Source organism: Bradyrhizobium sp. USDA 376, from assembly GCF_054063675.1.
On record NZ_JBSSGN010000001.1, the window covers coordinates 4,669,208 to 4,689,873 of the forward strand.

The following is a 20,666-nucleotide window of genomic DNA, read 5'->3' on the forward strand; positions in this document are numbered from 1 at the left end:
CAATGGTGGGCACGGCGCAAGCGCGCCTTTGCCCACCCTACGAGATCACGGACAAGGAAACATTCTCCATGAGCGACGAGGCGAAAGAAGTCCTCTACACAGTCGCCGACCACATCGCGACCATCACGCTGAATGCGCCGGAGCGCATGAACACCATCTCCGGGCCGATGCTGAACGATCTGGCGCGGCTCTTGACCGAGGCCAACGAGGACAACAACGTCCGCGTCGTGATCCTCACCGGCAAGGGCAGGGCGTTCTGCGCCGGGCTCGATTTGCGCAAGGAGCGCGACGGAAACGGCCTCAGCGCCGCGTCCTCGCCGACCACGATCAATTTACGCAACACCCCGCCGACCGTCTTGCAGGCGATGGACAAGCCGACCATCTGCGCCGTCAATGGCGGCGCGGCCGGCTATGGCATGGACACCGCGCTCGGCTGCGACATCCGCATCATGGCGGAGTCGGCAAAGCTCGCCGCCGCCTTCGTCAAGCGCGGCGTGGTGCCGGAATCCGGCGGCACCTGGCTGCTGCCGCGCATGCTCGGCTGGGCCAAGGCCTCCGAGCTGATCTTTACGGGCCGCACGCTGAGCGCGCGCGAATGCCTGGAATGGGGCCTCGCCAACGAGGTCGTGCCGGACGCCGACCTTATGAGCCGCGCCGTTGCGATCGCCCGCGAAATCGCCGCCAACGCGCCGCTGGCGGTGCAGGCCTCCAAGCGCATGATGCGGATGGGTCTCAACGAAAACTTCGCCGACCACGTCCACCACGTCTATCTCCAGCTCTTGCCGTTGTTCAAAACCGAGGACATGGCCGAAGGCATGAAGGCGTTCATGGAGAAGCGGGAGCCGAAATTCGAGGGGCGGTAGCCGGTTGCGTCTATCGGGCCGTCTTAGCAGAGACAGATTTCGATCCTATATAGACGGCGTCATCCTCTTGCGGATCATGCCATGACCCCCGTTTCCATCCTGCTCAACATCCTCTGGATCCTCATCGGCGGCGCCTGGATGGCGTTCGGCTGGCTGGTGGCTGCGGTCATCATGGCCGTCACCATCATCGGCCTGCCCTGGGCGCGGGCAGCGTTCAACATCGCCGTCTACACGCTGCTGCCGTTCGGCTCGCGGGCGGTCAGCCGCTACGAGGTCACCGGTGTCGAGGATATCGGCACCGGCCCGCTCGGGGTGATCGGCAACATTATCTGGTTCGTGCTGGCCGGCTGGTGGCTGGCGCTCGGCCACCTCGTGACCGCGCTGGTGCTCGCGATCACCATCATCGGCATTCCCTTTGCCTGGGCCCATCTGAAGCTCGCGGGCATCGCGCTCTGGCCGATCGGCAAGGTGATCGTGCCGGCATAGGGCGTAGGATGGTAGAGCGCCAGCGAAACCCATCATCCCGCCCGCCGATCAGACCCTTATTTCCGTCCCAATAGCTTGGTTCAACGTGAGCCTTAGCCTTGGGAGGGATTCAGTTGAGAGTAATCGTTCTGATCTCGCTTCTGGCCTTGTCGTCATCACCGATATCCGCTCAGACGTATCATGGAGCGCAGCCGTCCGTTTCACGCTTCCGTGCTTGTGTTCGTTTGCACGCACATGATGCGGAAACGGCGGGGATTCGGACGCTTGAGGACGCTGCAAGCTACGCGATGAGAGCGTGTCTGCCGCTGTTCGGGATTTTCCTGGACCCCAACGCCTCCTCGAAAGCGGAGGTCGCGGAGGAAGCGCTACCACCCGGAATCTTTCGCGCGGTTCTCAGGGAGGAGTGGGGCAACTTTATTGAGCAGAAAGACGGCCCATAGCTCGTAGGATGGGAGCCAGCGAAGCCCATCAATCCGCCCTCGGATGGCGAAACAGCATCGGCTTCGCTTCGCTCTACCCATCCTACCCCTGCATGCACAATGTCTCGCGTTGCCCGACGGGCAAAACACGCCACATGCAGGTCAAGGGACAGTGGCGCAAAATATTCTGATTGACCGAATTCGTGTCTTCGGGTAAACCGCAAAACATCCCGGCCCGTCAAAGGGACGTTTCGCGATCATCACGATACGTAGGCCGGGATGCGATGGACGCGGCAGCGCCGGCGCGTGACGGGGTGGCAGGGCGGGCGAGCCCCGTGAGTCATCACGATCCGCGGGATCGACACGGCGCTGTCACAGCGTTTCCTTTCGGCCTCGGGGGCGAGCACGCGCGAGCTTTCGAATGTTTGGGAGGGACGTCCGCGGACGGCAAAAGCGTGTGGTCCTGGCGCCCGGGGTCTGTGCGTCAAGGCTTGCGGTGATGAAGCGGCCCGACCGGGCGCGCGCATCAGTCATCCGCAAGGCGACGGGGGCAATAGTGCATCGCTCCCCGGGGAGAGCGCGCCATAAGCCGTAAAACCATTGCGCAGGGAAGGCCGGGATGTCCCGGCGTCACCTGTGGTCACCCCGCGTGCGTCTTTTCGCGTGCGGACCCTGGGTGCCAGCCGGCTCCCGGCCTTCCCTGCGCCCTCTGTTCTCGACGAGGGTGAAACGGACAGCAAAATTTCGGGCGCCTGCGCCGCGAGACCGAGCACGTGTGCGCGCTTCTCTACGAGAGCCCTCCTGTCACGGTCAGCCATCTTGCCGCGCCGCCACCAAGTTCATCTTGCACTGCGGCAGAAAAATATCGCACACTCCTTCGGACCGGGGAGCCGTAGGAGCTCTTGAAGGGGAGCGAGCCGATGTCCCTCCAGACCGTACCATCCGACGCCACTGAGCATCGCCCCAACCGCCCTGAGGACGCCCAGGCGCTGGAAGCGGATGCCCGGCTGCGCGACGACATCCGCCTGCTCGGGCGCATCCTGGGCGACACCGTGCGCGACCAGGAGGGCGCCGACGTGTTCGACCTGGTCGAGCGCATCAGGCAAACCTCGATCCGGTTCCACCGCGACGAGGACCGGCTCGCCCGCCGCGAGCTCGAGCAGATCCTCGACAGCATGTCGACCTCCGAGACTGTGCGGATCGTCCGCGCCTTCAGCTATTTCTCGCACCTTGCCAACATCGCCGAGGACCAGAACAACATCCGCCAGATGCGCGCCCGCGGCGCCGCCCAAAGCGGCGGCTCCGGCGTGCTGGCGGAAACGCTGGCGCATGCCAAGGCGGCGGGCATCGGCGCCGACCAGCTCCGCAACTTCTTCAAGACCGCGCTCGTCAGCCCGGTCCTGACCGCGCATCCGACCGAGGTCCGCCGCAAGAGCACCATGGACCGCGAAATGGAGGTCGCCGGCCTGCTCGATCGCCGCGAGCGCGTCGCGCTGACCGCGGACGAGGCCGCCGCCAGCGACGAGCAGCTCCGTCGCGAGGTGCTGACACTGTGGCAGACCAATCTGCTCCGCCGGACCAAGCTCACCGTGCTCGACGAGGTCGGCAACGGCCTGTCGTTCTACGACTACACCTTCCTGCGCGAGGTGCCGCGGCTGGTCAACGTGCTGGAGGACCGGCTGGAAGAGGGCGAGCAGGCGGTGGGCGAGCTTGCCTCGTTCCTGCGCATGGGCAGCTGGATCGGCGGCGACCGCGACGGCAATCCCTTCGTCACCGCCGATGTCATGCGCGGCACGCTGCGGCTGCAGTCGAGCCGGGTGATGCAGTTCTATCTGAACGAGCTGCACGTCCTCGGCGCGGAGCTGTCGATCGCAGCCCATCTCGCCGACGTCTCGGAGGAGCTGCGCACGCTGGCGGAGCGCTCGCCGGACACCTCGCCGCACCGGAGCGGCGAGCCTTATCGCCTCGCGGTCTCCGGCATCTATGCGCGCCTGACCGCGACGGCCGAAGCGCTCGAGGTCGAAATCACGCGCCGGCCGGTCGGCAAGGGTAGGCCTTACGAGAGCGTGAGGGAGTTGCAGGCCGATCTCGACGTGCTGCACCGCTCGCTGATCTCCAACAATGCCCGCGTCATCGCCCGCGGCCGGCTCCGGCTGCTGCGTCGCGCGGTGGACTGCTTCGGTTTCCATCTGGCGCGGCTCGACATCCGCCAGAACTCGGCGGTGCACGAGCGCACCATTGCCGAGCTGATGGACGCCGCCAATCCCGGCATGTCCTACCTCGCGCTCGGCGAGGAGGCGCGCATCTCGCTGCTCACCAACGAGCTGCGCTCGACGCGCTCGCTGGTCTCGCCATTCGTCAAGTACAGCGACGAGACCATGGGCGAGCTCAACGTCTTCCATGCCGCCGCGGAAGCGCATGCGAAGTTCGGCTCGGACGCCATTCCCCAATGCATCATCTCGATGTGCAAGGGCATGTCCGACATGCTCGAGGTCGCGGTGCTCTTGAAGGAAGTCGGCCTCGTCCATCCGTCCGGGCGCAGCGCCATCAACATCGTGCCGCTGTTCGAAACCATCGAGGATCTGCAGGCTTCATCCGGCATCATGGACCGCATGCTGTCGCTGCACGATTACCGCCGCCTCGTCGACAGCCGCGGCAGCGTGCAGGAGGTCATGCTCGGCTATTCCGACTCGAACAAGGATGGCGGCTTCGTCACCTCGGGCTGGGAGCTCTACAAGGCCGAGATCGGTCTCGTCGAGGTGTTCGAGCGTCACCACGTGCGGCTGCGTCTGTTCCACGGCCGCGGCGGTTCGGTCGGCCGCGGCGGCGGGCCGAGCTATGACGCCATCATCGCGCAGCCCGGCGGCGCGGTGAACGGCCAGATCCGCATCACCGAGCAGGGCGAGATCATCTCGTCGAAATATTCGAACGCCGAAGTCGGCCGCAACAATCTGGAGATCCTCGCCGCCGCGACGCTGGAGGCGAGCCTGCTGCATCCGCGCCAGAGCGCGCCGCGCCGCGAATATCTGACGACGATGGACGAGCTGTCGAACCTCGCCTTCAAGGCCTATCGCGGCCTCGTCTACGAGACCGAGGGCTTCGTCGATTACTTCTGGGCCTCGACCGTCATTAACGAGATTGCGACGCTCAACATCGGCAGCCGCCCGGCCTCGCGCAAGAAGACGCGCGCGATCGAGGACCTTCGCGCCATCCCCTGGGTGTTCTCCTGGGCGCAGTGCCGCCTGATGCTGCCGGGCTGGTACGGCTTCGGCAGTGCGGTCGAGCAGTGGATCGCGGAGCATCCCGACAAGGGCATGCCGTTCCTGAAAGAGCTCTACAAGGAATGGCCGTTCTTCCGCATGCTGCTGTCGAACATGGACATGGTGCTCGCGAAAAGCTCGATTGCGATCGCCTCGCGCTATGCCGAGCTCGTGCCGGACGAAGCCTTGCGCGAAAAGATCTTTGGCCGCATCCGCCGCGAATGGCATTCCTGCATCGAGACGCTGCTCGACATCATGGGCCAGGACCGCTTGCTGCAAGGCAATCCGCTGCTGGAGCGCTCGGTGCGCCACCGCTTTCCCTATCTCGACCCGCTCAACCACGTGCAGGTCGAGCTGCTGAAAGAACACCGCGCGCAGAACCCCGACGAGCAGGTGCTGCGCGGGATTCAACTGACGATCAACGGCATCTCGGCGGGGTTGAGGAATACGGGGTAGGGTAGCGAGCAGACGGGCGCGCCGCCCGCTCTTCGCCACCCCACTCGCTGTTCGGTCAAGGCTTCATCGCGCCCTGCACACTGGTGTAGACGGCATAGAGCGATGTCGAGCCGCAAATATAAAGCCTGTTTCGCTGCTGGCCGCCGAAGGACAGGTTTGCCACGGTCTCCGGAATATGGATCTTGCCGAGCAATTCGCCCGATGCCGTATAGCAGCGCACGCCGTCTTCGTTCGGGTCGCCCCAGCCGACCGAACACCAGACCCGTCCCTCGGTGTCACAGCGGACGCCGTCGGTGATACCAGGCTTTGGCATGTCAGCGAAGACCTTGCTGTTCGATGCCTTCCCCCCGGCGACGTCGAGGTCGAACACGCGGATATGCGAAGGGTTGTCCGGCCCATCGGTGAAGCCGGTGTCGCAGATGTAGAGCTTCTTCTCGTCGGGTGAGATGGCGAGCCCGTTGGGCTCCACAAAATCGTCGACCACGACCTTGACCTCTCCGGACTTGGGGTCGACCCGGTAGACATTCTTTTTCTCTTGCTCGGGTTCGGCTTTGATACCCTCATAGAAGCCGCCGATGCCGTAGGCGGGATCGGTGAACCAGATCGCGCCATCGGCCGTGACGACCGCATCGTTGGGCGAATTCAGTCGCTTGCCGTTGAATTTGTCCGCAATGATGGTGATCGAGCCGTCGAGTTCGGTCCGCGTCACGCGCCGGCCGCTATGCTCGCATGTGATCAGGCGTCCTTCGCGATCGATGGTGTTGCCGTTCGAGTTCATCGAGGGCTGGCGGTAGACGCTGAGGTGACCGTCATCCTCCGAGAAGCGCATGATGCGGTTGTTCGGAATATCGCTGAACAACAGGTATCGTCCGGCTGCGAAGTACACCGGTCCCTCAGCCCAGCGAAAGCCGGTCGCGACGCGCTCGACGGCCATGGTGCCGGCGAAGGCCGGAAAACCGGGGGGCCCGAATGACGGCGGTCCCTTCTTGGCGGATTCCAGGTGGGAGTCAGGGTAGCGGCTCCCCGGCAGTGGACCCAAGGGCAATGGCGCCGTCGATCTCGTCGGTGCGCCCGTCTGGCCCAAGGGCGCGACGGAGGCTGCCAAGGTCGCGTTCACGGAAACGCCCGTCGCCGCAACTGCGGCCGCCGCGCCCTTCAGCAGGGTGCGGCGCGCGAGAAAGGGCTCGCTGGGTTCGGCAGAAATGGTCAGTGGCTTCGTCATAGTCGCCTCCCATATTTTTGTTTGGGAGGAAACCATCCGCTGGCAATCGGGCGTAAAGCGGGCGATCCCCGGCCGGGCAACCGGAGATCGCAATGCAGCAAAGCCGGGACCGGCTAGACGGGATCCCAGGTGAAGATGTCGGCGGAGCGGTCGAGCTTGTAGAACGAGCCCTTCAGCGCCGGCATGCCGTGTTCCGCGATCGATTGCGGCGTCCAGCCTTCGCTCCGCTGCACCGAGCGGATCGGCCGGTTCTGGCTGAACAGGAAGATCTCGTTCATGCGCACGCCAAAGATCTGGCCGGTGACGTCCTTGGCGGAATCGCCGAGCAGGTAGCCGCACAGCGGCGCGATCTTCTCCGGCCCCATCTGCTTGATCTTCTCGACGCGCGCCTTCTCGGCGTCGGTCTCGGTCGGGATGGTGCCGATCATGCGCGTCCAGGCGAACGGCGAGACGCAGTTGGAGCGGACGTTGAAGCGGCCCATGTCGAGCGCGATCGACTTCGACAGCCCGACGATACCGAGTTTTGCCGCGGCGTAGTTGGCCTGCCCGAAGTTGCCGATCAGGCCCGAGGTCGAGGTGAAGTGCACGAAGGAACCGCTCTCCTGCTCGCGGAAGATCCGCGCCGCGGCGTGGCTGACATAGAACGAGCCCATCAGATGCACCTTGATGACGGCCTCGAACGCTTCCACGCTCATCTTGTGGAAGATCATGTCGCGCAAAATGCCGGCATTGTTGACGACGCCGTCGAGCCGGCCGAAATGGTCGGTCGCAGTCTTCACGATCTTGCTGGCGGGGATCGCTTCGGCCACCGACTCGAAATTGGCGACCGCGGTGCCGCCGCGCTTCTTGATCTCCTCGACCACTTCTTCGGCCGGGGCCGCGTTCGAGCCGGCGCCGTCGGCAGCCCCGCCGGGATCGTTGACCACGACCTTGGCGCCTTCGCCGGCGCACAGCAGCGCGATCTCGCGCCCGATGCCACGGCCTGCGCCGGTGACGATGATGACCTTGTCTTGCAGTGATTTTGTCATGTGGGTTCTCCGCTAGCCGTTCCAAATTCCGCCGTCATTCCGGGGCGCGCCTCTTGGCGCGAGCCCGGAATCCATAACCACCATCGAGAGTATGGATTCCGGGCCTGCGCCTTCGGCGCATCCCGGAATGACAGTAGCTACCTCTCGTTCGTAAACACGATCGTGCCTGATGCCGCGAACATGCCGCCGACGCCGTGGCACACTGAAATCTTCGCATTCGGCACCTGCGCCGGTGCAATCCCGCGCATCTGCCGCACGCTTTCCTGAAGCGCGTACATGCCGTACATGCCGGAATGCATGTAGCTCAATCCGCCGCCATTGGTGTTGAGCGGCAGCTTGGCCCCGGGGCGCGTGTTGCCGGCGGCGATGAATTGGCCGGTCTCCTCATAGGGCATGAAGCCGAGATCGCCGAGCCCGAACAGCGGCAGATGCGCGAACGCGTCGTAGATCATGAGATGATCGACGTCCTTGTGCGCGATGCCGGCCTCCTTGAACGCCAGCGGCCCCGCCGTCTTGAACGCGCGCGAGGAGTTGAACGTCTCCATCTGGCTGACCATCGGCGTCTCCACGCTCTCGCCGGTGCCCATGATGTAGACGGGCTTCGTCGGAAAATCCCTGGCGCGGTCGGCCGAGGTCAGGATCAGCGCGCCGCCGCCGTCGGTGACGAGGCAGCACTGAAGAAGGCGGAATGGATAGGCGATCATGCGCGAGTTGAGCACGTCGGCAACCGTGATCGGGTCCTTCATCATCGCGCGCGGATTCTTCGCCGCCCATTCCCGCTGCACCACGGCGACCGAAGCCAGCTGCTCATGCGTGATGCCGTAGGTCCTCATGAAACGCAGCACGGGGATCGGGAACATGCTGGGCGGGCCGTAGACCCCGTAGGGCGCCTCGAACTGGCCGTTGAGGCTGTCGGGCGGCGTCGAACGCGGCAGCTTGCCGATCATCGACTTGCCGCTCTCGGCATGGGTGATCAGCACGGTCTTGCAGAGACCCGCCTCGATCGCGGCGGCCGCGTGGCGGACGTGCAGCATGAACGAGCAGCCGCCGACCGAGGTGCCGTCCACCCAGGTCGGCTTGATGCCGAGATAGTGGCAGACCTGCTGCGGCGTTTCGACCGCGGTGGCAAAGCCGTCGATGTCGGACAGCTTCAGTCCGGCATCGGCGATGGCATTTAGCGCCGCGTCCGCATGCAGCTGGAGCTGCGAGGCGTTGGGGATGACGCCGAGCTCGGTGGTCTCGGCCGCGCCGACGACGGCAACCTGGTTCCTGCGCATGGCTTACCCCTTCCCCGGACGGAAAACGGGAAGGGTGATCTTGTCGTCCAGCTCCTGGAAAGCGACCTCGAGCTTCATGTCGAGCTCGAGGGCTTCCGGCGTCTGCGGGCAGTCGATGATGTTGCTCATCATCCGCGGGCCCTCGGCGAGCTCGACCACCGCGATCGCGTAGGGCGGCGTGAAGCCGGGCGCGGCGGGGCGGTGGTTGATCACGTAGCTGTAGAGCAAGCCCTTGCCGCTCGCCTTGAAGATGCTGACCTTGCGCGAGGCGCAGGACGGGCAGAACGGGCGCGGCGGGAAGTAGACATGCGCGCAGGCGTCGCAGCGTTGCAGGCGCAATTCGCCGGCCTTGGTGCCGTCCCAGAAATGCTGGGTCTCCGGCGTCGGTTTCGGTCGCGCGCGCTGCGGTTCGGCCATGTCGGAACGCCTCCCAAGGGGCAGGCTTCGCGCCCGCCTGTTTCGATCTTGATGCGACAATCGACCATCGTGCGTCAACGGTCCAGCAATGCGCATGCATGCCATCATGCGCACAATGCTTGTGTCGGCCTGAGCCAGCGCTATAGATTGCGCGCGCCAATATTCCGTGAGACAGACATGCCCGATTTTCCGACACTGGCGAAGCTCGCCGACGACCTCGAAAGCGGCCGCACCACCTCCCGCAAGCTGGTCGAAGCCTGCATCGCCAGGATCGCCGATCCCGCCGGCGAGGGGCAGCGCACCTTCATCCATGTCGACAAGGACGCGGCGCTGACGACCGCCGACGCCATGGATGCCCTGCGCAAGGTCAAGGCGGCGCCGTCGCGCTATGCCGGTATTCCCATCTCGATCAAGGATCTGTTCGACATCAAGGGACAGACCACGCGCGCCGGCTCCCGTGCGCTCGACGATTCCGATCCGGCGGAGCACGATGCGGCGGCGGTCGCGCGGCTGCGCAAGGCCGGCTTCGTGCTGATCGGCCGCACCAACATGACCGAGTTCGCCTATTCCGGCATCGGCATCAATCCGCATTACGGCACGCCGAAAGGCGCCTGGAACCGGGCCGAGGGCCAAGGTCTGGGCCATGTGCCCGGCGGCTCCTCCTCGGGCGCCGCGGTCTCCGTGCTCGACGGCATGGCGCATGGCGCGCTCGGCACCGACACCGGCGGCTCATGCCGCATTCCGGCGGCCTTCAATGGCATCGTCGGCTACAAGCCGACGCAGCGCCGCGTGCCGCTGGACGGCGCAGTGCCGCTGTCCTTCTCGCTCGACAGCATCGGGCCGCTGGCGCGATCGGTCAGCTGCTGTGCCATACTCGATGCCGTGCTCGCCAACGAGCCCATCGTCGCGCTGAAGCCGCGGCCCGTGAAGGGCATGCGGCTCGCGGTGCCGACCACGATCGCGCTCGACGATCTCGACGCGGCGGTCTCCGAGACCTTTGAGCGTGCGCTGAAGACGCTCGCCGATCACGGCGCCATCATCGAGCGGATCGAGATGGCCGAATTCCACGACATCGGCCCGATGAACGCCAAGGGCGGCTTCGCCGCCTCCGAAAGCTACGCCTGGCACCGCTATCTCATCACGGCCAAGGGCGACGTCTACGATCCCAGGGTCGCCGTGCGCATCATGCGCGGCGAGGCGCAGAGCGCGGCCGACTACATCGATCTCCTCAACGAGCGCCGCTCGCTGATCGCCCGCGTCAATGCCCGCATCGCGCCCTATGACGCGCTGGTGCTGCCGACCACCGCCAACACCCCGCCGAAGATCGCCGATCTCGCCGACGACAAGGCGTTCACCAGGGAAAACCTGCGCGCGCTGCGCAATTGCACCCTGATCAACATGATCGACGGCTGCGCCATCTCGCTGCCCGCGCATCGCGAGGGCGACGTCCCGGTCGGCCTGATGCTGGCGGGCGCGGGCGGCTCGGACCGCCGTATCTTTGAACTTGCTGCCGGCATGGAGGCCGTCATTCGTGTTTGATCTCACCTTTACCGTCGACGCCCAGGACGCCACCACGCCGCTGACGCTCGCGATCGACCAGATGGTCATCGCCGGCTGGACCGGCCGCGATCCCGTCGCGCGCGACAAGCACATCGCCGAGCTGCAGGAGATGGGCATCGCCCCGCCGGCCTCGACGCCGATCTACTATCGCGCCTCGGCGCGGCGGCTGACCCAGGAAGACCGCATCGAATGCACCGGCGGTGATTCATCCGGTGAGGTCGAGTTCGTGCTGATCGGCTGGCAGGGCCGCATCTTCGTCGGCTGCGGCTCCGACCACACCGACCGCAAGGTCGAGGCCTATAACGTCACGGTCTCCAAGCAGATGTGCGACAAGCCGATCGCCTCGACGCTGTGGGAGCTCGAGGACGTCATCGGCCACTGGGACAGGATGATCCTGCGCTCCTATGCCACCATCAAGGGCGAGCGCGTGCTCTACCAGGAGGGCACGCTGGATGCGATGCTGCCGGTCACTGAGCTGATCGCACGCGGCTTTGCGGCTGGAAAGTTCCCGGACGGCTGCGCCATGTTCGGCGGAACGTTTGCGGCCAAGGGCGGCATCCGCCCGGCGGAGCGCTTCGACTTCGAGCTCGAGGATCCCGTGCTGAAGCGCACGATCAGGCACGGCTATGACGTGGTGACGTTGCCGGTGAGGGGGTAGGTCGGAAATCGGGTGGTTGTGGCGGCCGCCATCTGCGACACCCATGTCCGTCATTCCGGGGCGCGCGTCTTGGGCGCGAGCCCGGAATCCATACTCCCGATCGTGGTTATGGATTCCGGGCTCGCGACTTCGTCGCGCCCCGGAATGACGGATGTGGATGGGATATCGCTATGGCCATTGCTAAACGTGTTGCCGCTCCTGACTTTGGAGCTGACCTCGCCGCCCACGTCGACGCCCTCGACTGGCCGCAGATCACCGCCGAGCTCGACGCCCAGGGCAGCGCCGTCCTGAAGGGTCTGCTGACGCCCGACCAATGCCGCGGCATGGCCGCGCTCTACCCGGACGACGCGCACTTCCGCAGCCGCATCGTCATGGGCCGTCACGGTTTTGGCCGCGGCGAGTACAAGTATTTCTCCTATCCGCTGCCCGATCTGATCGCACAGCTCCGCCCGGCGCTCTACGCGCATCTTCAAGCCGTCGCAAATCGCTGGAACGAGGCGATGGGGATCGACATCCGCTATCCCACAGCGCACGCGGCCTTCCTCAAGCGCTGCCATGAGGCGGGGCAGGCGCGGCCGACGCCGCTGCTGTTGCAATATGAGGCCGGCGACTACAATTGCCTGCACCAGGACCTCTATGGCGAGCACGTGTTCCCGCTCCAGGTCGCGATCCTCTTGTCCGAGCCCGGACGCGATTTCACCGGCGGCGAGTTCGTGCTGACCGAGCAGCGCCCGCGCATGCAGTCCCGCGCCGAGGTGGTGTCGCTTGCGCAGGGCGATGCGGTCGCCTTCGCTGTGCATCACCGCCCGGTGCAGGGGACACGCGGCACCTACCGCGTTAATCTCCGCCATGGCGTCAGCCGGATCAGGTCCGGTCAGCGCCACACGTTGGGTGTGATCTTCCATGATGCCAAATGAGCACTGCGATTGACGGGTGATCTGTTCGACAATGTCGCCGAGGCGCAGCCGCCGCGCGAGGAGATCGCCGACGGCGCCGTGCTGCTGCGCGGCTTCGTCAAGCCGATCGAAAGCGAGCTGATCGACGCCGTGCGCGCCATCGCGGCGCAATCGCCGTTCCGGCGGATGACCACGCCCGGTGGCTACCAGATGTCGGTGGCCATGACCAATTGCGGCGAGCGCGGTTGGATCACCGATCACACCGGCTATCGCTACGATCCGATCGATCCGCGAACCGGCGCGCCATGGCCGGCGATGCCGCCGGTGTTTTGCGATCTCGCCCGCCGCGCGGCGGAGCAGGGCGGCTTTGACGGCTTCGCCCCCGACGCCTGCCTCGTCAATCGCTACGAGCCCGGCACTCGGCTGTCGCTGCATCAGGACAAGGACGAGCTGGATTTTTCCGCCCCGATCGTCTCGGTCTCGCTCGGCTTGCCCGCGACCTTCCTGTTCGGCGGCATGGCGCGCAGCGACAAGCCGCGCCGCTTCCGGCTCGTGCATGGCGATGTCGTGGTCTGGGGCGGGCCGAGCAGGCTCGCCTATCACGGCGTCGCGCCACTCGCGGAAGGCGAGCATGCGTTGCTGGGAAGGAAACGGGTCAATTTGACGTTTCGCAGGACGCGGTGACGCTGCTCGTCATTCCGGGGCGATGCGAAGCGTCGAACCCGGAATCTCGAGGTTCCGGGTTCGGCTCTGCGAGCCGCCCCGGAACGACATCAAGGCTTCGGCGGGTGAATGAACGCCCACGGGCTGACCTCCGAATCCCTGGTCACCTCGACCGAGATCAGATACGGCCCGCCATGGGCAAGCGCCTTCTCCATCGCCGCCTTGAACTGATCTGGCGCGGTGACGCGCGCCGCGGCAACGCCAAAGGACTCCGCGAGCTTGACGAAATCCGGGTTGACCAGATCCGACGCCACCACGCGGCCGTCGAAGCGCTCGCGCTGGTCGCGGCGGACATTGCCATAGGCGTTGTTGTTGAACACCAGCGTCACCACGCCGATGTTGAACTGCACGGCGGTGGCGAGTTCCTGCACGCCGAACATGAAGCCACCGTCGCCGGTAATGGCGACCACAGGCTTGTCCGGGTTGGCGACCTTGGCGCCCAACGCGGTCGGAAAACCCGAGCCGAGCGTGCCCTGATAGCCTGACGTGATGAAGGTGCGCGGCTGGTAGATCGGAAAGCCGTACCAGGAGGCGAAGCCGACTTGCGACAATTCATCGGTGACGATCGCGTTCGCCGGCAGCACCTCGCGCAGGATGTTCAGATACGCCATCTGCGGCTGAATGCGCTGGATTTCGGCCTGCGCGGCCGCGGTCGCTTCGCGGATCGCGCCGCGGCGGCCGGCGGTCTTGCTGTAGCCGGCCTTGCGCACGGCGGCGGCAAGATCGGCGGTCGCGGCTTTTGCATCGGCGACGATCGCGGTGTCGGAAGCGAACCGCCGCATCTCGACGGGATCGATGTCGATGCGGATGCTCTTCAGGCCAGCGGGCTGATACGGCCAGCGCGACATGGTCGGCAGCTCCAGCCGCGTGCCGATGCCGATCATGAGATCGGTGTTCGGCCACAGCTTGTAGGCGGCGGCCATGGTGAGGCCGAGCTCATGCGCATTGGACACGATGCCGCGGCCGCTGCGGAAGGCGACCACGGGCGCATCGATCATCTCGGCGAGCTCGAGGATCTCCTCGCCTGCATCGATCGCGCCGCTGCCGACGAAGATCATCGGCGCCTTGCTATTCTTGATCAGCGCGGCCGCCTGCCTGATCATATCAGGATCGGGCAATGGTGCGGGCAGCGGCTCCAGCACCTGTGCAGCCGCTGTATCCGCGCGTTGGGTAAAGATGTCCCAGGGCATCTCGACCGAGGCGGGGCCGCGCCGGCCGGACGTCATCTCCTGGAAAGCGCGCGCCACCGTGGTCGGCGCGTTGCCGGGCGTCTCGATGCGGTCGGCCCATTTCACATAGGTGCGCAAGGTCCCGAGTTGATCCGGCATCTCGTGCAGATGGCCGCGGCCCTTGCCGAGGAATTGCGTCGGCACCTGGCCGGTCACGCACAGCACAGGCTCGTTGCAGCCATAGGCGGTCAGCAGCGCCGCGCTGGCGTTGAGCACGCCGGGGCCGGGCACGACGCTGAACACGCCGGGCCGGCCGCTGGCGCGCGCATAGCCGAACGCCATGTAGCCGCAGGCCTGCTCGTGCCGCGCGCCGATCACCTTGAGCTGCGCCTGGTGGAACGCGTCGAACAGGCCGTAGATCTGCGCGCCGGGCAGGCCGAACACGGTGTCGACGCCGTGGGCGACAAGCCCGCTTACGATCGCTTCGCCGCCGGTGAGGGTGGTCATTCTGCTATTCCACTTCGGTTGTTGGTCAGGCTTCGTCGACGACGCCGTTGCGCAAGGAGCCGATGCCCTCGGCTGCGATCTCGATGACATCACCCGGCTTGAGGTAGCGCGGCGGATCGAACCGCGCACCGGCGCCGGTCGGCGTGCCCGTGACGATGACGTCGCCGGGGACGAGCGTTGCGAAGGTCGAGATATAGCTGATGAGATAGCGGAACGGAAACATCAGCCGGCTGGTACGATCGTCCTGCCTGAGCTCGCCATTGACATGCGTGGTGAGGCGGATGTCGGCGATCTGCGCTTCCCGCGTGTAGGGCACGAGCCACGGCCCCAGGCTGCCGCTGGAATCGAAATTCTTGCCCTGGGTGACGTTGAATTTTGCGTGGCGCAGCCAGTCGCGCACCGAGCCTTCATTGCACAGCGTCAGCGCGGCGATGTGGTCAAGCGCTGTGCTTTCCGCAATGTGCCGGCCTTGCTTGCCGATCACGAGCACGATCTCGCCCTCATAGTCGAGCTGGTGCGAGGCGCGCGGGCGCACCAGCGGCGTGTCGTGGCCGACGAAAGAGCGGGGCGAGCGCATGAACATGCTCGGATATTTCGGCGCCTCCTGGCCGTCCCTGTACTCGGCGTTGCGGTCGGGATAGTTGACGCCGATGCAGATGATCTTCTCCGGCGCTGGGATCGGCGGCAGCCAGGTGATCTCAGTGAGCGCGTGATCCGGTGCGCGGCCGGCGGCTTCCTCGGCAAGGCTCACGAGCTTGCCGGCCGCGATCACCTCGCGCAGCGTCGGATAGTCTTTTGCGTAGCGCGCGGAGAGATCGATGATGCCGCCGTCGAGGACGGCGCCGTAGCGGGTTGCGCCCTTGACGGAATAAGTGGCGAGGCGAGGGAGTGTCATCGGCTGCTCATTACCTTGCGTCGTCCCGGCGAAGGCCGGGACCCATACCGCGGAATTTATCGATAGCGCGTGGTGACAATCCCGAACGACCAGTCTTCGCCAAACTTCTCCCTGTGGTTATGGGTCCCGGCTTTCGCCGGGACGACGGGGAGAGAGGTTTTGCTTGTCACCCGCATCAATCCGCCACCAGCACGTCGGCGACGAATTTCGGCTCGCGCACGGCTTGCCCGCTGAACGGCGAGCCCTGCTCGAACCAGGAGCGCGGCGCCGGCGCGCCCCACAGCGTCTGGCGGCGCGGATCGCGCAGCGACCAGCGCAGCGGCTCGTGGTCGTGATCGCCTGTAAAATAGTCGCTGGTGTAGAGCTCCAGCCGATGTCCATCGGGATCGCGGACATAGAGGAAGAAGGCGTTCGAGATGCCGTGGCGTCCGGGGCCGCGCTCGATGTTCTTGACGAAGCCTTGCGAGGCCATGACGTCGCAGAGATGGATGATGTTCATCGCCGTCGGCGTCCAGTAGGCGAAATGGTGCAGCCGCGGGCCCTTGCCGTTGGTGATCGCGAAATCGTGCACGTTACCCTTGCGATGCATCCAGGCCGCGGCGATGCGTCCGTTCGGGCCGTCCTCCTCGGCATATTCGGTGAGGCGGAAGCCGAGCCGTGCGTAGAAGTCGACGGTGTCCTGCACCTCGGCGGCGAAGACGTTGAAATGGTCGAGCCGCTGCGGGTGGCAGCCCCGGTAGAGATCGTAGCGGCGGAGCAGATGCGGCCGCCGGTCCATCGACGCATAGAGCTCGATCTGGAAGCCGAACGGATCGGTGAACTGGAGCGTGCGCCCCTGGAACGGCTGGTCGACGAAGGCGTAAGCGAGGCCATTCTCGGAGAGGAAGGCGGCGGCCTTGTCGAGATCCCGGTCGTTGCCGACCTTGAAGCCGAGCCGGGCGCAGGCGGGCACGGCCGCCTTGCGCAGCACCAGCGAATGGTGCTGGTGCTCCTCTGCGGCGCGCAGGTAAACGACCTTGTCGTCGGCGTCCTCGACATGCAGGCCGACGGTGGTCTCGTAGAATTCGCGGCTCAGCTTCAGATCGGTGACGTCGAGCACGACGTGGCTGGAGCGGATGATGTTGAACGGCGGCTCGAAGACGTGTTGCGGTACGGGCATTGGCGTTTCCCCTCGGTCTCCTGTCATTCCGGGGCGGCTCGAAGAGCCGAACCCGGAATCTCGAGGTTCCGGGTCCGATGCTTCGCATCGTCCCGGAACGACTGTTTCCCTAAATTCCCAGCTTCTGAATCTTGTGCGTGCCCCGCGCCAGCGAGACGTGCTTGGTTTCCATGTAGAAGTCGAACGAGTAATCGCCGCCGTCGCGGCCGATGCCCGAGGCCTTCATGCCGCCGAACGGCGTCGGCAGATGGCGGACGTTCTCCGAGTTCAGCCAGATCATGCCGGCTTCCAGCGCGTCGGCGACGCGGAGAGCGCGGCCGACGTCGTTGGTCCAGACATAGCCCGTGAGGCCATAGCGGATGTCGTTGGCGATCGCGACGGCGTCCGCCTCGTCCTTGAAGGGCAGCACCGTGAGGAACGGGCCGAACACCTCCTCCTGCGCCACGCGCATCTTGCCGTGCGCACCGGTCACCAAGGTCGGCTCGACATAGTGTCCACCGCCGGGGCCGTCATAGGCCTTGCCACCGGCGGCGATCACAGCGCCGTCCTGGCGCGCGACATCGAAATAGGAGCAGACCTTTGCCAGATGCCGCTCGTGGATCAGCGGCCCGATCTCGGTGGCGGGATCGAGGGGATGGCCGACCTTCAGCGCCTTCACCCGCGCGGTCAGCTTCTCGATGAACTTGTCCGCGATGTTTTGCTGGATCAGCAGGCGGCTGGATGAGGTGCAGCGCTCGCCGTTGAGCGAGTAGATCATGAACACGACGGCATCGAGCGCGCGGTCGAGATCGGCATCGTCGAACACGATCACGGGGTTCTTGCCGCCGAGCTCGAAATGCACGCGCTTCAAGGTCGGCGCGCCCTGAACCATGATCGCCGATCCCGTCGCGCTCTCGCCGACGAAGCCGATCGCCTTGATGGCGGGATGCTCGGTCAAAGCCTTGCCGGCCTCTTCGCCAAAGCCGTGCACGGTGTTGAGCACGCCATCGGGAACGCCGGCCTCCTTGACGAGCCTTCCCAGAATGGAGGCCGTCACCGGCGACCATTCGGCCGGCTTGTGCACGACGGTGCAGCCTGCCGCGAGGGCAGGGGCGATCTTCCAGGTCGATAGCATGAACGGCGTGTTCCATGGCGTGATCACGCCGACCGGGCCGATCGGCACGCGCGTCGAGATGTTCCAGTGCTCGTCGCTCGGCGTGTTGAGGCCGTCGCGCGCCTCGGCGCATTTGTCGGCGAAGAAGCGGAAATTCTCGGCGGCGCGGATCGCGGCCTTGGCCATGAAGCGATAGGCTTGTCCCGTGTCGATGCATTCGAGCACGGCGATGTCGTCGGCATTGTCCTCGATGGCGTCAGCCACCCGATGCAGCAGCTTGCGCCGCATTGCAGGGCCCATGTCGCGCCAGGACTTGAAGGCGAGGGCCGCGGCCGTTGCCGCCCGATCGATATCCTCCGCATTGCCGCGGGCAACGCTGGCGATCACCGCGCCATCCACCGGCGATTTGGTCTCGAACGTCTCGCCGGAGATCGCAGGCACGATCTTGCCGTCGATCATGTGGCCGATGCCGTCGGCACGCAGGTTTTTCAGCAGCGGCGCGACGCGGTCGCGGTTGGCCTGGAACACATCGGCTTTCGGGGTCGGCTTATCCATGGGCGGCCTCCACCTTCAGGGCGTCGTGGATGTTGTTGCGCTTCCAGCTCGTATCCTTGTCGTTGATCTGCATGTCGAACGACAAAGCGAACTTGCTGGCGGCGAAGACGGGATCAAGATGCTTTGAGAGCGCCTGGAAAACATGCTCGCCGGCTTTCTGCCGCGTGGGAAGATCGCGGCCCTCGCCGATGCGCAGCACCATGTCGAGAAAGCCGTAATCCTGCCGCGCGTCTGCGATCGCATAATGCTCGCATTTGATCGCGCGGACGCGGATGCCGCCGAGCGGGAAGATGCCGGTCTCGACAGCAGCCTTGCGCACGACTTCGCACACCGTGTCGATGTCGAGGCGGCCATCGAGATTGGCCGAATATTCGATCGTGAAATGCGGCATCGCGGTTTCACTCCCTGTGTCGTCTTGTTGGTTTACGCGAAGTAGCAACTCACCGAGCCGTAGGCGCCATAATCGGCTTGAATTGTGTCGCCCTTGCGGGTCTCGATCGGGCGGATGAAGGAGCCGGCGAGCACGACCTGACCGGGCTCCAGTGCAAGCCCAAGCGGCGCGATCTTGTTCGCAAGCCACGCCACGGCGGTCGCGGGATGATTGAGCACGCCGGCGGCAAGGCCGGTCTCTTCGAGCTGGCCATTCTTGAAGCAGAGCGCGCCGATCCAGCGCAGGTCGGCGTCCAGCGGACGGATCGGCCGTCCCCCGAGCACGATGCCGGCATTCGCCGCATTGTCGGCGATGGTGTCGAAAATCTTTCGCGTGGCTTTGGTTTTGGGATCGACGCGCTCGATCCGCGTGTCCAAAATCTCCAGCGCAGGCACCACGAAGTCGGTGGCGTTGAGCACGTCGAACATCGTGCAGTCAGGGCCGGCGAGCCGCTTGCTCATGACGAAGGCGAGCTCGGCCTCGACGCGCGTCGCGATGAAGCGCTCGGTCGGAACGAGGCCGCCATCGGCGAAGAACATGTCGTCGAGCAGCACGCCGGAATCCGGCTCGTCGATATTGAGCGCGCTCTGCATCGCCTTCGAGGTCAGGCCGATCTTGTGGCCCTTGACGATACGCCCTTCGGTGATCTTGACCTCGACCCAGGCCTTCTGAATCGCGTAGGCATCGGCGATGCTGATGTCAGGGAATTCCTGCGAGAGCTGGCGGATCTGCGTGCGGGTCTTCTCCGCCTGGTGCAGACGCCTTGCGCAAGCCTGGATATCGTCGTTGGAAAGCGCCATTCGTGATCTTACAAATCGTGGTGCTACTTAACATGTTAAGTGAATGCGTCAAACAGAATCTGGGTTTGCTGCACTGCAAACGTTTTGCGGTCTGAAGGGGCGTCATGAGCAAGAGACCGGCCGATCCCGCGAACGGAAGCGCGCCAGCCGCGCGCCAGGTGCCAATGCGCGACTTCTCGCGCTCGCTGCCGATGTCGCTGCTCAGGGCGCGCGAGGCGGTGATGCGGCAGTTCCGCCCCTCGCTGCGCGAGCACGGCCTCACCGAGCAGCAATGGCGCATCCTGCGCGCGCTCGCCGCCATCGAGGCCGCCGAGGTCACGGAACTCGCGCGCACGGCGTTCCTGCTCGGGCCGAGCCTGTCGCGCATCCTGCGCGATCTCGAGGCGCGCAACCTGATCGAGCGCAAGACGGCCAAGGCGGACCAGCGCCGCAGCATGGTCTCGATCTCGAAGGAGGGCGTGAAGCTGATGGCCGCCGTGGCGCCGACGTCGGAGGCGATCTACGCGGAGATCACCAGCCGGTTCGGCGCCCGCAAGCTCGCCGAATTGCAGGAGATGCTTGGCGAGCTCGAACACAGTCTCGCTGGGCTCGGCGCCGGCAACGAGGCAAGTGCCGAGGAGTGACAGCAGATATGCGCTCCCGCGCGGCAACTGTCATGGACATGACCGCGCTTTTTCGCTCAAAGTGCCGCCCAAGCCGATCGCTCGAAACTCGGTGCCGGGACGGATGCCCCCCTTGCCGGATGACATCTTGCGTCATCGCGAGCGTAGCGCGGCGATCGGGTTCGCGGTAA

General features: G+C 65.4%; 18 protein-coding genes. 8 read left to right on the forward strand and 10 right to left on the reverse strand.

Going from position 1 to position 20,666, the window contains the following annotated elements; genetic code table 11:
* Positions 1–68 precede the first annotated feature (68 nt).
* The 3 genes from ACVJ19_RS21835 (at position 69) to ppc (ending at position 5,484) form a co-directional block, all read left to right on the forward strand.
* Complete coding sequence (locus ACVJ19_RS21835) at positions 69–863, forward strand: enoyl-CoA hydratase/isomerase family protein (protein ID WP_453951055.1); 795 nt, start codon at positions 69–71, stop codon at positions 861–863.
* An 81-nt stretch (positions 864–944) separates the two neighbouring features.
* Positions 945–1,349, forward strand: a complete 405-nt coding sequence (locus ACVJ19_RS21840; RefSeq protein WP_183240804.1) for a YccF domain-containing protein — start codon at positions 945–947, stop codon at positions 1,347–1,349.
* A 1,339-nt stretch (positions 1,350–2,688) separates the two neighbouring features.
* A complete protein-coding gene (gene ppc, locus ACVJ19_RS21845) occupies positions 2,689–5,484 on the forward strand; it encodes a phosphoenolpyruvate carboxylase (RefSeq protein WP_456739426.1) in 2,796 nt (931 codons plus the stop codon).
* Between the two features lie 55 nt (positions 5,485–5,539).
* Here the strand turns inward: ppc and ACVJ19_RS21850 are convergent, their stop codons facing one another.
* From ACVJ19_RS21850 to ACVJ19_RS21865, 4 genes are all read right to left on the reverse strand, one after another.
* Entirely contained in the window at positions 5,540–6,706 is a 1,167-nt protein-coding gene (locus ACVJ19_RS21850; protein ID WP_453955180.1) for an SMP-30/gluconolactonase/LRE family protein, read from the reverse strand.
* Between the two features lie 113 nt (positions 6,707–6,819).
* Positions 6,820–7,734, reverse strand: a complete 915-nt coding sequence (locus ACVJ19_RS21855) for an SDR family NAD(P)-dependent oxidoreductase (protein ID WP_211410256.1) — start codon at positions 7,732–7,734, stop codon at positions 6,820–6,822.
* A 137-nt stretch (positions 7,735–7,871) separates the two neighbouring features.
* Positions 7,872–9,011 (reverse strand): thiolase C-terminal domain-containing protein, encoded by a 1,140-nt coding sequence (locus ACVJ19_RS21860; protein WP_453951056.1) that lies wholly within the window; start codon positions 9,009–9,011, stop codon positions 7,872–7,874.
* A gap of 3 nt (positions 9,012–9,014) precedes the next feature.
* Complete coding sequence (locus ACVJ19_RS21865) at positions 9,015–9,428, reverse strand: Zn-ribbon domain-containing OB-fold protein (protein WP_453951057.1); 414 nt, start codon at positions 9,426–9,428, stop codon at positions 9,015–9,017.
* A gap of 177 nt (positions 9,429–9,605) precedes the next feature.
* Between ACVJ19_RS21865 and ACVJ19_RS21870 the strand changes: the two genes are divergently transcribed.
* The 4 genes from ACVJ19_RS21870 (at position 9,606) to alkB (ending at position 13,226) form a co-directional block, all read left to right on the forward strand.
* Positions 9,606–10,967, forward strand: coding sequence for an amidase (locus ACVJ19_RS21870; protein ID WP_453951058.1), 1,362 nt, complete (start codon positions 9,606–9,608; stop codon positions 10,965–10,967).
* Positions 10,960–11,646, forward strand: coding sequence for a DUF2848 domain-containing protein (locus tag ACVJ19_RS21875; protein ID WP_453951059.1), 687 nt, complete (start codon positions 10,960–10,962; stop codon positions 11,644–11,646). The genes ACVJ19_RS21870 and ACVJ19_RS21875 overlap by 8 nt, the downstream gene beginning before the upstream one ends.
* A gap of 170 nt (positions 11,647–11,816) precedes the next feature.
* A complete protein-coding gene (locus ACVJ19_RS21880; protein WP_453951060.1) occupies positions 11,817–12,563 on the forward strand; it encodes a 2OG-Fe(II) oxygenase in 747 nt (248 codons plus the stop codon).
* A 9-nt stretch (positions 12,564–12,572) separates the two neighbouring features.
* A complete protein-coding gene (gene alkB / locus ACVJ19_RS21885; RefSeq protein WP_453951061.1) occupies positions 12,573–13,226 on the forward strand; it encodes a DNA oxidative demethylase AlkB in 654 nt (217 codons plus the stop codon).
* Positions 13,227–13,315: 89 nt separating this feature from the next.
* Here the strand turns inward: alkB and ACVJ19_RS21890 are convergent, their stop codons facing one another.
* The 6 genes from ACVJ19_RS21890 to hpaH form a co-directional block, all read right to left on the reverse strand.
* Entirely contained in the window at positions 13,316–14,941 is a 1,626-nt protein-coding gene (locus ACVJ19_RS21890) for a thiamine pyrophosphate-dependent enzyme (RefSeq protein WP_453951062.1), read from the reverse strand.
* Positions 14,942–14,966: 25 nt separating this feature from the next.
* The gene (locus tag ACVJ19_RS21895) at positions 14,967–15,836 is read right to left on the reverse strand and encodes a fumarylacetoacetate hydrolase family protein (RefSeq protein WP_453951063.1); all 870 of its coding nucleotides are present in this window, start codon (positions 15,834–15,836) and stop codon (positions 14,967–14,969) included.
* Positions 15,837–16,011: 175 nt separating this feature from the next.
* Complete coding sequence (hpaD, locus tag ACVJ19_RS21900; protein WP_453951064.1) at positions 16,012–16,995, reverse strand: 3,4-dihydroxyphenylacetate 2,3-dioxygenase; 984 nt, start codon at positions 16,993–16,995, stop codon at positions 16,012–16,014.
* Positions 16,996–17,104: 109 nt separating this feature from the next.
* The gene (gene hpaE / locus ACVJ19_RS21905; RefSeq protein ID WP_453951065.1) at positions 17,105–18,643 is read right to left on the reverse strand and encodes a 5-carboxymethyl-2-hydroxymuconate semialdehyde dehydrogenase; all 1,539 of its coding nucleotides are present in this window, start codon (positions 18,641–18,643) and stop codon (positions 17,105–17,107) included.
* Positions 18,636–19,034 (reverse strand): 5-carboxymethyl-2-hydroxymuconate isomerase, encoded by a 399-nt coding sequence (locus tag ACVJ19_RS21910; RefSeq protein WP_453951066.1) that lies wholly within the window; start codon positions 19,032–19,034, stop codon positions 18,636–18,638. Before ACVJ19_RS21910 ends, hpaE begins: the two co-directional genes overlap by 8 nt.
* A gap of 32 nt (positions 19,035–19,066) precedes the next feature.
* Positions 19,067–19,873 carry a 2-oxo-hept-4-ene-1,7-dioate hydratase gene (gene hpaH, locus ACVJ19_RS21915; RefSeq protein ID WP_456739427.1) on the reverse strand — a complete coding sequence of 269 codons (807 nt, stop codon included), beginning with the start codon at positions 19,871–19,873 and terminating at the stop codon, positions 19,067–19,069.
* A 104-nt stretch (positions 19,874–19,977) separates the two neighbouring features.
* Here hpaH and hpaR point away from each other — a divergent pair, with 104 nt between their 5' ends.
* Positions 19,978–20,496: a homoprotocatechuate degradation operon regulator HpaR gene (gene hpaR, locus ACVJ19_RS21920; RefSeq protein ID WP_453951067.1), complete on the forward strand. Its 519-nt coding sequence runs from the start codon at positions 19,978–19,980 to the stop codon at positions 20,494–20,496.
* Positions 20,497–20,666: the final 170 nt, after the last annotated feature.

What these genes read in the sequence shown, in the direction of transcription:
- hpaH (WP_456739427.1), bottom strand. Translation starts at nt 19,873, where the DNA reads ATGGCGCTTTCCAACGACGATATCCAGGCTTGCGCAAGGCGTCTGCAC.
- ACVJ19_RS21865 (WP_453951057.1), bottom strand. Translation starts at nt 9,428, where the DNA reads ATGGCCGAACCGCAGCGCGCGCGACCGAAACCGACGCCGGAGACCCAG.
- ACVJ19_RS21850 (WP_453955180.1), bottom strand. Translation starts at nt 6,706, where the DNA reads ATGACGAAGCCACTGACCATTTCTGCCGAACCCAGCGAGCCCTTTCTC.
- hpaD (WP_453951064.1), bottom strand. Translation starts at nt 16,995, where the DNA reads ATGCCCGTACCGCAACACGTCTTCGAGCCGCCGTTCAACATCATCCGC.
- ACVJ19_RS21895 (WP_453951063.1), bottom strand. Translation starts at nt 15,836, where the DNA reads ATGACACTCCCTCGCCTCGCCACTTATTCCGTCAAGGGCGCAACCCGC.
- ACVJ19_RS21855 (WP_211410256.1), bottom strand. Translation starts at nt 7,734, where the DNA reads ATGACAAAATCACTGCAAGACAAGGTCATCATCGTCACCGGCGCAGGC.
- ACVJ19_RS21835 (WP_453951055.1), top strand. Translation starts at nt 69, where the DNA reads ATGAGCGACGAGGCGAAAGAAGTCCTCTACACAGTCGCCGACCACATC.
- ppc (WP_456739426.1), top strand. Translation starts at nt 2,689, where the DNA reads ATGTCCCTCCAGACCGTACCATCCGACGCCACTGAGCATCGCCCCAAC.
- ACVJ19_RS21890 (WP_453951062.1), bottom strand. Translation starts at nt 14,941, where the DNA reads ATGACCACCCTCACCGGCGGCGAAGCGATCGTAAGCGGGCTTGTCGCC.
- ACVJ19_RS21860 (WP_453951056.1), bottom strand. Translation starts at nt 9,011, where the DNA reads ATGCGCAGGAACCAGGTTGCCGTCGTCGGCGCGGCCGAGACCACCGAG.
- hpaR (WP_453951067.1), top strand. Translation starts at nt 19,978, where the DNA reads ATGAGCAAGAGACCGGCCGATCCCGCGAACGGAAGCGCGCCAGCCGCG.
- ACVJ19_RS21870 (WP_453951058.1), top strand. Translation starts at nt 9,606, where the DNA reads ATGCCCGATTTTCCGACACTGGCGAAGCTCGCCGACGACCTCGAAAGC.
- hpaE (WP_453951065.1), bottom strand. Translation starts at nt 18,643, where the DNA reads ATGGATAAGCCGACCCCGAAAGCCGATGTGTTCCAGGCCAACCGCGAC.
- ACVJ19_RS21880 (WP_453951060.1), top strand. Translation starts at nt 11,817, where the DNA reads ATGGCCATTGCTAAACGTGTTGCCGCTCCTGACTTTGGAGCTGACCTC.
- ACVJ19_RS21910 (WP_453951066.1), bottom strand. Translation starts at nt 19,034, where the DNA reads ATGCCGCATTTCACGATCGAATATTCGGCCAATCTCGATGGCCGCCTC.
- ACVJ19_RS21840 (WP_183240804.1), top strand. Translation starts at nt 945, where the DNA reads ATGACCCCCGTTTCCATCCTGCTCAACATCCTCTGGATCCTCATCGGC.